The organism is Ligilactobacillus equi DSM 15833 = JCM 10991, from assembly GCF_001435735.1.
GTDB lineage: Bacteria > Bacillota > Bacilli > Lactobacillales > Lactobacillaceae > Ligilactobacillus > Ligilactobacillus equi.
Genome location: NZ_AZFH01000047.1, coordinates 1 through 15,115 on the forward strand (window position 1 = coordinate 1; position 15,115 = coordinate 15,115).

A 15,115-nucleotide genomic window follows, 5' to 3' on the forward strand; every position below is an offset into this window, starting at 1 on the left:
TTGTTTAGTTTTCAAAGATCTACTCGCTGTCTTGCGACAACTTCTATATCATAACTCTTAACGAATTAATTGTCAACAAGAATTTAAAAAATATTTTCAAAATCGAATCTAAATTTTTAAATATCTTGGAAACACGATATTAATTTAACAAATCACTCGGAATCTACCAAAACAATTCATTTATCAAACTTAGTGCTCCCAAGCGACGTTTACTATCTTAACGTGAATCCCCTATTAGGTCAAGTCTTTTTCAGAAAAAAATTTTAGCCAGCTATCAATTTTTACTTATTTAAAAAATTATTTGTTCGGAAATACACCTTCTTTTATTAACTCACCACTTCTGATTATTCTTTTTTTACCTCGCATTCAAATTTTGAAAGCGATTCTTCTCAATAAAAAAATTATTTTTAATGCCAAACTTTTTCCTAATATAGCCAAAAAACAGACCGTATTACGATCTGTTTTGAGCTTCTATTTCTATCATAAGCGATAAGATTTAGACTAAACCAACAGTTTGCGCAAAGCGTACAAAGGCTTGGCGACCCGTTGGGGTGTCTTTGAAGACGCCAGCATCTTGTAAAACGCGAGCAAAAACTAAACCAACTTCTTTTTTGACAATGGTTTCCACATTTGCCGGCGTTACTTTCCCGGCATATTTGGTCCTTAGTTCGTCGGCCCAATCTTGGTGGTAAGCAGCGAGGGCATTGTCCTGACCCAATAAGTAATTTTGGACTTCTACTAACTCATCTTTCAAACGTGGTGGCAAGATTGCCAAGCCCATAACTTCAATCAAACCAATGTTCTCTTTCTTGATGTGTTGTACATCTTGGTGTGGGTGGTAAATTCCATCAGGGTATTGTTCTGAAGTTTGATTATCACGTAATACAAGATCTAATTCAAAGTTACCATCTTTCTTACGGGCAATTGGCGTGATGGTGTGGTGTAATTCGCCATTTGATTGGGCTAAAACTTGCACACTTTCATCGCTGTAATCTTGCCAAGTATCTAAAATCTTACCCGCTAATGCCAAGAGACTTCCTTTATTGGCGCTGTTGAGCCGGATGACTGACATTGGCCATTTTACGATTCCAGCCTGAACATCATCAAAACCCGCAAAATTGAGCATTTGTTCCACCGGCGCTTTTTCCATCGCAAAGACATGACGTCCCCCTTGATAGTGCTCATGAGTTAAAATAGAGCCCCCAACAATTGGTAAATCGGCGTTACTTCCCGCAAAGTAACCTTCAAAAGTATCCACGATGTCCAATAATTGGGCAAAAGTATCGTGATTAATTACCATTGGTTGGTGCACACTATCCAAGAAAATAGCATGTTCGTTGAAGTAAGCATATGGTGAGTATTGGAAACCCCAAGTGTGGTCTTGCATTTCAAAGCGAATAATGCGGTGGTTAGCCCGAGCGGGATAGTTCACCCGTCCTTGATAGCCTTCATTTTCCATGCATAATTGGCACATAGGGTAACTACTTTGCTTCATCTTTTTAGCAGCGGCAATTGCCTTAGGATCTTTTTCAGGTTTAGACAGGTTAATGGTAATTTCCAAAGGACCATATTCAGTATCAACTGTATAATAGATATTTTTCGCAATAGCCTTAACTTTAACATAGTCATTAGCCTTGCTAAGATTATAAAAGTTTTTCAGAGCTAGTTGAGGGCTTACTTGATAGTCGTCCCAAAACTTTTGGTTAACTTGACTAGGTGCAGGCGTAATGTAATCCATCAATTGAGCCCCTAAATTATCTTGTTCATTTAAAGTTTCACCAACCATTCCATTAGCTAAAGCTACTTGAACTAATTGGTCTTTCAAGTCAATCAAAGGCAGGTCCGCTACTTGGCGGTTAGCGCCATCTTCACCCACTAACGCCATGAAACGATTTTTGAGATAGTTTTCGTCTAATTGTGTGTATGAGCTATTTTCTATTACTTTTTTAGTAAATTGATCCAATAATCCTGTCATATCCCGATCCCTCTTCTTACTTAATTAAAGTACCTTGGTACCATCAGCAATTTCTGCAATGTAGAATGATGGAGCGTAACCTACGATTTCTTCGTAAGCTTTGCCAACATTTTCCTTGAAGACCTCGACTTGGTCTTTATTAACAATTGCAATACCACAGCCACCGAAGCCGGCCCCGGTCATACGGGCACCCAAGACCCCAGCTTGTTGCCAAGCTTGATGAGCTAAAGTATCCAATTCCAAACCAGTTACTTCATAGTCGTGTTCCAAGGAAACATGGGAGGCATTCACTAGACGCCCGAACTTTTCTAAGTCCCCAGCTTCTAAGGCTGCTTGGGCTTGCATAGTACGTTGATTTTCCCAAACAGCGTGACGAGCACGCTTAATACGGTTTTCATCAGCAATCAAGTAACTGTATTCATCATAAGTTTGTTGATCTAATTCACCTAAAGTCTTAATATCTAATTTTGTATTTAACTCTGCTACAGCCATTTCACATTCACTGCGACGTTCGTTGTATTTAGAATCAGCCAATTCCCGACGCTTGTTCGTATTCATAATGACGATTACATTGTCTTTCAAATCTAATGGTACTAATTCGTATTCTAAAGTGTTTGTATCTAAGAGAATTGCTCGGTTTGCCTTCCCCATTCCTACAGCGAATTGGTCCATAATTCCGGAGTTAACCCCGATAAATTCATTTTCCGTTTGCATCCCAATCTTAACAAGATCTAAACGGTCTACATCCAGTTCAAATAATTCTTGAGCGATAACCCCCATCAATAATTCCAAGGAAGCCGATGATGACAAACCAGAACCATTAGGAATGTTACCGTTAACGTAGACATCCATTCCGGCATCAATCTTGTACCCAGCTTCTTTTAAGAAATGAATCATCCCTTTAGGATAGTTGGTCCAACTATCAGCTTTGTCGTAATGTAGGTCTTCTAAATCTACTTCGATAACACCTGCGTCAGCAAAGTTGGCGGAAAAGAAACGTAACTTCTTGTCATCACGCTTAGAAGCAGCCCCATATGTACCTAAAGTGATGGCACATGGGAATACGTGTCCCCCGTTGTAATCGGTGTGTTCCCCAATTAAATTAATTCGTCCAGGTGAGAAGAAAGTTTTTTCAGCTTCTGTACCAAAGACTTCTTTAAAAGCATTTTGCAATTCGGTTTTTTCCATAATTTCTGACCTCAATTCTATTTTATATAAAAGTAAGCGGTTTATTTTTGATTACATTTACATTTTACCTGTTCATTAGTAAATTTTCAAGTGTTATTTACTGAATTTTTACTATAGAATAAATTTTTTTACTAAAAAACCAAGGTTGTTGCCCAACCTTGGCCTTTCAGCTTTTTATATTCCTTGAATAGTAAAGGTTAATTCTAATGCTTGGTCAGCTGGCAACCAATATTCTTGGTGGACAGGCGCCCCCCAGGAATCATCGCCTCCAACTCCCATTTGACCAGCTAAGATCCGCACCCAAGTAAAGTGAGGTTTAGCCAATTCTTCTTGGTGCATAGCATTTTCCAATTCGTATTCACTATGTGGCAGGACACTTGCTTCAAAAACTTGGTTTTGACCACTGATTCGTAAACCATGCCCGCTCTCATCACTAACTTCAAGCCAGCGTACGTCAGTCCGGTTACCGGCTTCTTGGGGTACTAAGTATGGCGTTAAATTGTCCTGAGCCGTCATTTCAAAGATTCCCAACCGTGCTCCCACTTTGCGGTCACGGTAATTTTCAGCCGGGCCATTACCATAGTAACGTACCTTATGATATTGTTCCTTCAGCTTCAAGTCATAACCATAGGCCGGTAAGGATGGTAAACCGAGGTAACCCGGGTAAGTCAGGTGAACAGCCACACGCCCATCGGGGTAAACAGTGTAAGCTACCGTGTGTAAAATTTCACCCGGTAAGGCTAATTGGTGAGTGAAAGTTACGGTTACTCGGTCCGTAGCTTCTTCGACTTTAGCGTCAACATGCTTTTGGTAGAGACCCGCTCCGAGCCACAAGCCACGGTCAAAGCCGTGTTTAACCCCCCGGTCATTGTCGGTCAGCGCCCGCCAGAAAGATGTCTTGGGCGTCCGTGTGATATATTCGCGACCTTCATAACGGTAAGAAGACAGGCCTCCTTCAGCTAAAGATAAGAGTACGTGGAAGTTGTCCCCCTTAACCCCGATATTGACGTCGCCATGCACAACAGTCAGCTTACCACTTGGCTTGATAGTTTTAGTCGCAATAGTTTGAACTTCTTGACCAAATGTTAATTCATACCCATTCTTGGCCCATAAGGTATCGTTTTTAAGGTGTTGGGTTACTTCATAAGTATATTCCCCTGCTATACTTTGGATTGGGAAAACATCACCAAAACTTTCAGATTTGCCAGCAGCCACATCCCAATCAAAACGCTTGGACCAAATTTCATGTCCATCTCGTTTTATATGAGCCACAAAGTAAGTCATACCCGTGGAAACAAAGAGATTTTGATTACGCACAGTCACTACTTGATTCGCCACCTTAATTTTGACATTAGCGTAAAGTTGTTTCATTTCTTGCGCCTTGGGCGTCGCCGTCCGGTTGGCAAAGACCACCCCATCACCGGAGAATTCATAATCACTTTGCCGATCATCAAAGTCCCCTCCATAGGCCAAAACTGTTTGCCCATAATTATCTTTCTTATAAACTGCTTGATCGATAAAGTCCCAAATGAAGCCCCCTTGGTATTGATCATATTGCTCTTCTAAATCTGTATAAAGACTCATCCCACCCAGGGAGTTCCCCATAGCGTGCATATATTCGCAAGAAATGTATGGTTTAGCTGGCTTCGTATCTAGGTAAGCAGCGATTTCTGCTGGTTTTGCATACATCCGACTTTCCATATCAGAAATTTGTTCAAAATCGCGATTCCAAAAGACCCCTTCATAGTGAACAATTCGACTAGCATCCACTTGGTGGAAAAATTCTGTCATAGCCAAAATATCTTCACCGGCATAGGACTCATTCCCACAAGACCAGATTAAAATAGCAGGGTGATTTTTATCCCTTTGATACATACTATTAGCCCGATCCAAGACATTAGCCTTCCATTCTGGAAAACTCCCTGGCACATTCCAGGAAGGTTCCACCTGACCAAGTTTTTGCCAGGAACCATGACTTTCCAAATTAGTTTCATCAATCATATACAAACCATACTCATCACATAGTTCATACCAGCGACTTTGGTTCGGATAGTGAGACGTCCGTACAGCGTTAATGTTGTGTTGCTTCATGAATTTGATATCCCACAACATTTCCTTTTCGCTAATTGCTCGCCCCTTGTAGGGGTCAAATTCATGACGATTAATCCCTTTGAAAATAATTCGCTTACCATTTAATTTCATCAGCCCATCGCTTAATTCAAAGTGACGGAACCCTACCTTTTGACTAACAATTTCAACAACTTGGTTAGCCCTCATTAAACGAATTTCCAAAGTATAGAGATAAGGTGCTTCGGCACTCCAAGCCGAAACTCCCTTAATTTTGTCACCTAAAGTCACTACTTCACCGGCCACGGTGGTTTCTGACCAAATAACCTTACTCTTGGAGTCTAATAATTGGGCTACCACTTTTAAATCTGTTAAATTCCCCACCAAGGTAGCTTCAACATCTAATAAACCGTCCTTGAAATCTGCACTCAAATCTTGACCAACTTTCAAATCATTGACATGAGCCTCAGGTAAAGCAGTAAGATAAACATCTCGAAAAATTCCAGAGAAACGCCAAAAATCTTGATCTTCAATCCAAGACGCAGAAGAATGTTTGTAAACTTCTACCGCAATGATATTTTGCCCAGCATGTAAAACTTGGCTCACATCAAATTCGCTAGGTGTAAAGGCATCTTCGCCATAACCTACAAATTGCCCATTTACCCAAACATAAAAGGCTGTTTCGACTCCCTGAAAGGAAAGGTGGATGGTCTTACCCACCAAAGCTTCATCCAAGTCGAAAGTCTTGCGATAAGACCCCACCGGGTTAGCTTGCATGTTAACCATTGGAGGTCGTAATTCATCTTGACCATCCCAGGGGTAAGCTGTATTAGTATAGTGCATTTGGTCAAAGCCTTGCGTTTGCCAGTGACCGGGAACTTGAATACTGTCAAAAGCACTGGTATCAAAGTCAATTTGATAAAAATCTTTAGGTCGTAAATTGGCATTTTTAGAATATTGAAAACGCCAGGTCCCATTTAAAGATTGCTTAAGATCATTTTGACCTTGTTGATATTGTGACTCATTGCGATAGTATTTGTGATCAGAGTGAGCTGGCAGGCGGTTCACTCCAAAAACTTCCGGGTCTTGCAACCAAGCTAAATTTGCTCTTGTCTCCATATTTTTTACCTCTTAATCAATTGCTTTAAAGTGATACATCTTAGCGGTATAGTCTTCGTGAACTACCGGGTCATAAAATCCGAGATTCATCAATTCATCCCCACCGTAAATTACCTTAGTTTCTTGGTCTTGATAGTATTTATCTGGGTCCAAACCAGCTAACTTAGTTTTGGTCAAATATGGTTGAGCATAGGCCAAGACTTGCGCAGTTACAAGCACCGCTTCTTTTTTATCAGCAGAAACAAAGTTCCAAGCCGTTTGGTTACCTTCACTTGGTGATTTCAAGCGGTAGAAGTCCCCAAATTGCACCAACGAACGAATCGCTTGATATTGCTTAACTTGAACCTTGACTTGATCTTTATCAGCTTGACTCATCTTGGTCAAATCTAATTCATAACCGAAAACCCCACTCATCGCAATCGCTCCCCGAGTATCAAATGGCGTCTTACGCCCGGTTTGGTGATTTGGAATAGCGGAGACATGAGCTGTAGTCATAGAAACTGGGTAAACTAAGCTCGTACCATATTGAATAGTTTGACGAGCAATCGCGTCTGTGTTATCACTGGCCCAAATTTGTGGCATATAGTAAGCCCAACCAGCGTCAAAGCGACCACCACCACCAGAACAACCTTCAAATAAGATATTTGGAAATTCAGCAGTTAAGTCTTCCATTAATTTGTAAACTCCTAAGATATAGCGGTGATAAACTTGACCTTGTTGATCACTTGGTAAATCACTGGCAAAAACGTCAGACATATTCCGATTCATATCCCATTTAATGTAGTCAACCTTAGCTTCTTTAAAAACCTTGACTAATTGATCATAGATATTTTGCCGTACTTCTTCTCGTCCCATATCTAAGAGATATTGGTTTCGGGAAGGGCTAGGCGCGCGACCTGGAACTTGCATAAGGTAGTCAGGATGTTGCTGGTATAAGTCCGAATCAAAAGAAACCATTTCTGGTTCAACCCATAAACCAAATTTCAAACCTTGAGCATGAACATAATCAGCGAAGTGGCCGATGCCTTGCGGAAATTTCTTTTGGTAAACTTTCCAATCGCCGAGACTCGAATTATCATCGTCGCGGTGACCAAACCAGCCATCATCCAAAACAAACATTTCAATGCCCATATCCTTGGCTTCGTCCACAATTGGTTTTAATTTTTCTTCGTCGTAATCGAAGTAAGTTGCTTCCCAATTATTAACTAAAATTGGCCGTTCTTCATTTTTGAACTTGGAACGTACCAAATTATTATGAATAGTCTTGTGGAAAGCTTGACTCATTTGGTTCAGCCCGGTATCAGAGTAAGCTAGCAAAATTTCTGGTGCTTGGAAACTTTCGCCAGCCACTAGCTTCCAGGAAAAATTAAAGTCATTAATTCCGGCTACAAGTCGGACTTGCGCTAATTGGTCTTTTTCCACTTCAAAATTATGATTCCCCGAGTAAACCAAAGCAAAACCGTACGCTTCTCCTTGGAATTCATCAGTCTTTTTGTCCACCAAAGCAATGAAAGGATTCATGTGGTGGCTCGAGGACCCCCGTAAACTAGCAAAACTTTGCTTACCAAAGTTAACCGCCCCTCTTTCTAAATGACGCTCATTAGCGTGAGCTCCTGGCAGACAGATTACATCGAAATCTTTGTCAACAAAATCCATTTCCAAGGAAGCTAATTTTTCAACGTAAATAGTTTGATCACTTTCATTACGTAACTTACTGGAGCGCGCAATTACAGCTTGATTGGCAAAAATTGTATAAAGTAAATCAACTTCAATTCCGGTAACTTCATCAGCTAAAGTGATAGTTAAAGTTTGCGCTTCATTGTCATTTTGAACAAAAGTAGCTGGGAGACCAGGGAGACTTGGTTTACCAGCGCTAATTTGGTAACTCTTATAGCGTAAGGCTAAGGCATTGGCCCCATTTTCTTGCCGTACAAGAACCGCGGGGGTACGATAGTCCATTTCTCCGGCAGAACTGAACTCCCGTGGTAAAGTATCAGGAGAGTAAGTCCGGTCAAAGGTCCCCGGTAAATTTCCGGAAAAGCCGCGATCAACACGGGGATAGCGCATCTGACCATGATAATCCTTGACTTTTTTTCCGAAATAAAGGTGACTCAAAAGCCCTCCTTCTTCGACAGAAATTAAATAAGAAATTTTTGAGTTATGCAGGTGGAAAATACCTTGGGTTTCATTAAATTCGATTAATGTCATAAGTACACGCTCCTTTTTGAAAACGTTTTATTTACATCTCTGATTTTACTTTAATTTACTGAAAAATTCAACTATATTTACTAAATAAAGATTTTTTGGCTATTATGTGCTAAACTAGAGTAAATTATTCTAAATTGAAAGGGGTATACTATGACCACTATCAAAGATATCACTGAAAAATCAGGGGTTTCAGCTGCCACGGTTTCACGTGTTCTAAATAATGATGAATCCATGGCCGTCAGCGACACAACACGCCAAAAAATTCTTACCGTGGCTCAAGAACTCGACTACACTAAAAAAAAGCGCAATACCAAAGCTAAAATCACAACTCAAACGATTGGAATTGTGCAGTGGTATAGTCAAAGAGAAGAGCTAGATGATCTTTACTACTACTCTATTCGCTTAGGCATTGAGAAACGAGCACAAGAATTAGGCTTCCAAATTGTACGTCATTTTAATGATCAAAGCTTCGATGATCTTAAAGGCGTAGATGGATTGATTGCGATTGGGAAATTTTCTCAGCCACAAATCAAGCAATTAGGAAAAATTACCCCTAAAATTGTCTTCGTCGATAGTAACACTCTAAGTGCAGGCTACAGTTGTGTTTGTCCAGATTTTGGTACGTCAGTTAGAGGAGTCCTGGACTATTTCATCCAAAATAATCATCACCACATCGGTATGTTAGCCGGTGAGGAAACCACCGCTGATCACCATACCAGTTTGATTGACCCACGTTTCCGAACCTTCAAAAATCACTTAGAAGACCTTAATTTATATAATCCCCGTTATGTTTACGTCGGCAAATTTACCACTGATTCCGGCTACCAACTTATGAAGCAAGCTATCAAAGAATTAGGTGAGCAACTCCCCCACGCCTTCTTCATTGCTAATGATCCGCTGGCAATTGGCGCTTTAAAAGCTCTTCAAGAAGCCGATATTGCAGTACCAGAAAGAGTCAAATTGGTTTCTTTTAACGATACAGTAATTGCCAAAAATGTCTTCCCACCATTATCTTCCGTAAAAGTTTACACGGAAGACATGGGGATAACGGCCGTAGACTTACTCAACTATCAACATGATATTCCTCGTCTCATTCAACTCGGAACTAAATTAAATATTCGCGAAAGTAGTCGCAACTAGCCTTAAAAGGCCTGTCCTTAAACTTAGGACAGGCCTTTTATATTGTCTTAGAATTCTGGAAACCAGAGTTTAATCTCTCTTTGGGCGCTAGCCACACTGTCAGAAGTATGGACGACATTACGCATGATACCATCATCCCACTCGTGACCATAATCTCCCCGAATCGTTCCAAAATCAGCTTCATTTGGATTTGTTTTACCTGCTAGACGGTGCATCCAGTCAATAACTTGAGGACTTTCCACTACCATAGCTACAATCGGACCACTTTCCATGTAGTCCACAATTTCAGGGAAGAATGGCTTATCCACTAAATCAGGATAGTGTTGTCGTAACAAAGCATCGTCAGCCTTAACCATCTTCATAGCTACAATTCGTAGCCCCTTTTCTTCAATCCGTTTAATGATGTCACCAATGTGATGTTCCATCACACCATCTGGCTTAATCAAAACTAAAGTTTGTTCGGCCATATTACCGCCCCTTTCTTCGCTTTCATTTTACCACGACCTATAGAAAAAATCGCCCTTTTACTAGGACGATTTTTCTAGCTTATTTTTCTCTCGGATTTAAACGTAAGACATCTTGATGAGCTTCCACCATCGTGCCTGCAGCCACGCTTAAGTCAATATTTTCAAAGTTTTCGGAATTAGTTACCGTTACAATAACTGTATCATCAAGACCGGCCTTTTTAATCGTTGGATCCCAGAATTCAATCAACTCAGTCCCACGTGTAACCTTTTGGCCTTCAGTAACGTAGGAAACAAAACCTGTTCCCTTCAAGGCTACCGTCCCGATCCCGATGTGAATCAAGAGTACCACCCCGTCGTCAGAAACTAAACCAACAGCATGACGAGTGGTGAAAACTTGCCGCACAGTAGCATCAAACGGTGCGTACACACGACCATCACTAGGCTTAATTGCAAAGCCTTGGCCTAAAGTACCAGTCGCAAAGGCTGGATCACTAACTTGGTCTAAGCTCATCAATTTTCCGGCAATTGGTGATTCCACGTGAATTTCAGAAGCCAGTTGGTCGACACTGGTTTCAGCGTCAGCCACATAATCTTTACCCCAAGTCTTTTCAAGTTCTTCCACGATTTGGGCGTGAACTTCTTCCGTTAAGGTAATCTTCTTCCAGAAAGTAAACATTCCAATTACGATAAAGACGGCTGGAATGGCGAACATCATGATTTTAAAAGTTGTAACTTGGCTAGCGGTAATAGTTGCAGCCGTAGCGCCAGTGGTCATCCCGGCTAAAACAGCCACTTGACCAACAACCCCGTTAGAAACAGCCCCACCGAACTTATCGACTAAAGGACGCACAGATAAGGCTAAAGATTCATCCCGGTGACCTAACTTCCATTGCCCGTATTCCACAGAGTCCGTGATAATCATCAACACAATCAAAAAGACAACCGGTTGTGGAATATAGAACATTTCAGCAGCAATTAAAACTAAGGCTAAATTGCTACCAGCAACAGAGAATAAAGCAATCCCGGCTAACATTAAAGTTAAGCACCACATGAAGAGTGGCTTACGATTTAACTTGTTAGCTAAAACAGGAAAGGCAAAGACAGAAACGACCCCAACAAACATGTTGATTGTTTGTAAAATGGTAAAGCCTTTAGCGTAACCCATGATGTATTGGAAGTAGTAAAGTTCCAAGGCGTTAACCAAGTTAATCCCTACTCCATAGAAGAGGTAAGCAATAGCCACCCACATCAATTGGTCATTTTTAACTAACATCTTTAAAACGGCAGAAACCCCAGCCGTATCTTCCTTATTTTCACGTAAGTCATTTTCAACTTCGCGTGTCCCAAACCCAACGGCTAAAGCTGAGATGAAGGCCACAGCAGCGACGATGAAACCAAACCAGAACCAACCACGGTCGTCCCCAGTTCCCCCATTAGATTGTAAGGAGAAGAAGAGTACTAATGGCATCACAACCACCCCAACTAAGGAACCACCAATGGCAGAACCCACCCGGGCAAAAGTGGCAGTCTTTTCACGTTCCCGCGAGTCAAATGACAAGGCTGGAAGCATAGACCAGAAACCAACATCCTTAAAGGAGTAGAAAATGTCCATCGTAATGTATAAGAAAGCAAAAATTACTAAGTATAGGTATGGGTGAGTCTTAGTTAAGCCTCCCATATTAGAGAAGAGAACTAACATCGTAATGGATGAAATCGTCCCCCCAACTACAACCCATGGTCGGAAGTGCCCCCAGCGAGTCTTGGTCCGGTCGATAGCGTTTCCAATAAAGGGGTCAATTAATAATTCCAAAATCCGCAAAGCCATGATAATGATGGTAACCGCAGAAACTAAGCGGTTATTCAAGGCCTTGTCTCCAGTATCGAATAAGTGCGAAGTAATAAAGTTAATCAGGTAAGTTGATAGAGCGGCGTAGAAAACGTCATTCCCAAAAGCCCCAAAGGTATATGCTAGTCTAGAGGTCCATCCTCCAGATTGAGCAGATTGCTTATTTGTCATAGCGTTAGCTCCTTTACTAAATTTGTTTACGTGATAATAGTAAACGATTTCATAAACTTTTGCAACCCTTTTCAGTTAATTTTACTAAATTTTCCTAAAAACAAAAAGCCTCGGATTACTCCGAGGCGACGATTACTCATTATTAACTTGACTTTGGGCTACACTAGCTGTTGTTTCCGAATTTTCAGCTGCCGTACTAACACTAGATACCTTAGCTTGTAAGCTACTTAACTTGGTATTTACGTCAGAAACTGCACTATTTGCTTTAGAAATTTCACTTTTTTGACTTTCAATAGTTGCTTGCTTCTTATCCAGAGTACCAACTGTTTTTAACAATGCACTCGCAGTATCCTTTACTTCTTTTGATGCATCATAAGCAGTAACTAGACTATTCAACTCTCCTCTATCCTCAGAGCTTAACGTGCCATTCTTGCTTACATTTTCAGCAATAACCTGTAATTTTCTCAAATACTGTCTATCATTATTAATTTGTTGTAATGCTTTAGCAATTTCCTGAAGTGAACTATCTACTCTTCCGTTACTATTATTAGCTAATTGAGATAATTGAGCTAATTGAGTTGCATCTATTTGACCACCATTTTGCATTTCATGAGCTACTGTTTCTAATTCCTTTAACTCATAAAACATAATAACCATTTTAGCAGCTCTTTGAATTGAACTGTCAACCTGACCATTCGTATTGTCAGCTAAGGCCTCTAAACGGCTGATGTCAATTGATTTACTAGCTTGAATTTCATTACTAATATTTTCTAGTTCCTTTAATTGACCAAACATGGTAACTTTTTTAGCAAATTCTTGAATAGAAGAATCAACATTACCTGTACGATTATAAACTAAGTCCGTTAATTCTCCGCCATCTTTAGCATCATCATAGTTGCCATTACTAATTTTAGTAACTATCATTGATAATTTACGCATTTGTAAAGTTTGATTCGCTACTTGTTTGACAGTAACATCATCGGACTTTGTCAATTCTTCCAAAATTTTAACATCATTCTTGTCTAATACTTTTTCCAAGGTATTATTTTGCTTTAATAATTGAAGCAACTTCCGTGCAATATTTCTCACGCGATTATCTTCAGAATTTCCAGCTAATTCCGTTAGTCTTTGCGTATTCAAATTAGACATGTCTAAACGAGTTAATGTTTCAGATAGGGCTTGGAATTCTGTCTTAGATTGTGTCAATTCCGCTTGTTTTCTTGCTAACTTAACAATAATATTATCCAGCTGTTCATCTATCGACTTTAAGTTTTGGTTAATCTGGCTCATATTTGCTTCCTTTTTATCAAAAATGCCCCAAAGTTCCTCGGCTAAAGAACTTTTACTACCCAAAAATAACACTAATACTATCCCTAAAAATACTAATAAAATAAAATTTATTTTACGCTTACTCATTATTTACTCCTAAAACAAGACTATACCTTATAAATTGTCAATTTAAATCCTATTGCTAGGGGGAGTTGTATAAACATCTAATTCTATATAACATCTATAAATCACAAAAAATATTATACAGCATTATATGTATATTTCAATTTACAAAACTTTAACATTTTTCATTTATATATTTATGTAAAAATATAAAGGCGAGCGCTTTAAATAGCGCTAGTACTTATTCCACTGCCCATATTACATAATTATTACAAAAATTGCGTTAAAAGTTTGCTTTAGCATAAACCTTGCTATACTATAATAAAATTAAGAGGTGATTTTATGGCTAGTATTCTCGATTATATAAAAAATACCCCCCAAACTTTTAATCAAAAGCCACTCAATCCCATTGATGCATTGATTTTATGTCAAGCAACTTATCTCGACCTCACGGTTGCCCCAAATTTTGAACAAGTTGCTAAACTTATCAAAAATGGAAAGCAGTCACTTAATAAAAAAGAGTATGTAGATTTTCTCTTGGCTTTAGGAAAGAGCCCTCGCTTCTGTAAAGTATCTTGGTGCGCCTTACAGCAAGATTTTAATCCAGACGAAGAAATTCAATTCAAGGCTCTTATCTTTAGAATAAGTACTGATACTTACTTTATTGCTTATCAAGGAACCACTCCTACTTTTACAGGTTGGAAAGAAAGTCTTAACCTCTCTTTTAAAATTGAAATTCCTTCCCAAATCAGCGCTCTTAAATATTTTCAAAAAATTATCCACGCTTATCCTGGACATTATTACCTTGGAGGGCACTCTAAAGGAGGAAATTTAGCTTTTTACACTGCCTTAAATGCTCCCGCCTTCCATCAAGGGCTAATTATTGAAATTTACAATTTTGATGGTCCCGGCTTCTTGCAACTATCTCAAAAGGAACAACGGGCTCACCAACGACTTAAAAACCAACTGCATAAATATATTCCACAAGATAGCTTGTTCGGAATTATGCTTGAAAATGATACCAGTGAATTTACTGTCGTTAAATCTAGTGCTATTGGTGTTTTTCAACATAATCTCTTAACCTGGAAAGTTACGGGAACTAATTTTCAGACCAATCCTCAAACTAGCTCACTATCACAGTTAAGCCAAGAAACATTACAAGAATTCGTAAAACATAGTGATCCTAAACTACGCGCCAAAGCGCTCAACTTACTTTACCAAATTACTAAGCAAAAAGAGCAAAACCAAGTATTATCTCCCCAAAATATTTTGCTTTTTATCGCAGCTGTTCTGGCAAGCAATCGGCAAGAACGACAAGTATGGGAACAATATTTACAAGAACTCTATACTGCATATAAAACCGTTATAACGAAAAGAAAGCAACACTAAAAACCGTTAGAAATTCTTTTAAAAAGAGTAATTTCTAACGGTTTAAGTTTTTGCTAATATTTAGAGCTATTACTTCCCAAAATGTTGAGTGTCTCATCGTCAACTACCCCCGAACAAGTTCGGGGGCTTGTAACTCACGACACTTGCGTGTCA

At 39.6% G+C, this 15,115-nt stretch carries 9 protein-coding genes; 2 read left to right on the top strand and 7 right to left on the bottom strand.

Annotation, left to right across the window (positions count from 1 at the left end):
• Positions 1 to 496: 496 nt before the first annotated feature.
• The 4 genes from galT to FC36_RS04975 form a co-directional block, all read right to left on the bottom strand.
• Entirely contained in the window at positions 497 to 1,975 is a 1,479-nt protein-coding gene (galT, locus tag FC36_RS04960; RefSeq protein WP_023858643.1) for a UDP-glucose--hexose-1-phosphate uridylyltransferase, read from the bottom strand.
• A gap of 24 nt (positions 1,976 to 1,999) precedes the next feature.
• Entirely contained in the window at positions 2,000 to 3,163 is a 1,164-nt protein-coding gene (locus tag FC36_RS04965) for a galactokinase (RefSeq protein WP_025021265.1), read from the bottom strand.
• Between the two features lie 174 nt (positions 3,164 to 3,337).
• Positions 3,338 to 6,349, bottom strand: a complete 3,012-nt coding sequence (lacZ, locus tag FC36_RS04970; RefSeq protein WP_025021266.1) for a beta-galactosidase, LacZ type — start codon at positions 6,347 to 6,349, stop codon at positions 3,338 to 3,340.
• Positions 6,350 to 6,361: 12 nt separating this feature from the next.
• The gene (locus tag FC36_RS04975) at positions 6,362 to 8,557 is read right to left on the bottom strand and encodes an alpha-galactosidase (protein WP_056986744.1); all 2,196 of its coding nucleotides are present in this window, start codon (positions 8,555 to 8,557) and stop codon (positions 6,362 to 6,364) included.
• A 150-nt stretch (positions 8,558 to 8,707) separates the two neighbouring features.
• On the opposite strand from FC36_RS04975, the gene FC36_RS04980 reads away from it, so the two are divergent.
• Entirely contained in the window at positions 8,708 to 9,697 is a 990-nt protein-coding gene (locus FC36_RS04980; RefSeq protein WP_056986745.1) for a LacI family DNA-binding transcriptional regulator, read from the top strand.
• 47 nt (positions 9,698 to 9,744) lie between these two features.
• On the opposite strand, the gene ndk is transcribed toward FC36_RS04980, so the two are convergent.
• The 3 genes from ndk to FC36_RS04995 form a co-directional block, all read right to left on the bottom strand.
• Complete coding sequence (gene ndk, locus FC36_RS04985) at positions 9,745 to 10,164, bottom strand: nucleoside-diphosphate kinase (protein WP_023858648.1); 420 nt, start codon at positions 10,162 to 10,164, stop codon at positions 9,745 to 9,747.
• 79 nt (positions 10,165 to 10,243) lie between these two features.
• On the bottom strand, positions 10,244 to 12,181 hold the full coding sequence (locus FC36_RS04990; RefSeq protein ID WP_025021267.1) for a sugar MFS transporter: 1,938 nt from the start codon (positions 12,179 to 12,181) through the stop codon (positions 10,244 to 10,246).
• Positions 12,182 to 12,313: 132 nt separating this feature from the next.
• Positions 12,314 to 13,471, bottom strand: coding sequence for a hypothetical protein (locus tag FC36_RS04995; protein WP_155889627.1), 1,158 nt, complete (start codon positions 13,469 to 13,471; stop codon positions 12,314 to 12,316).
• Between the two features lie 444 nt (positions 13,472 to 13,915).
• Here FC36_RS04995 and FC36_RS05000 point away from each other — a divergent pair, with 444 nt between their 5' ends.
• Positions 13,916 to 14,962 carry an Mbeg1-like protein gene (locus FC36_RS05000; RefSeq protein ID WP_056986746.1) on the top strand — a complete coding sequence of 349 codons (1,047 nt, stop codon included), beginning with the start codon at positions 13,916 to 13,918 and terminating at the stop codon, positions 14,960 to 14,962.
• Positions 14,963 to 15,115: the final 153 nt, after the last annotated feature.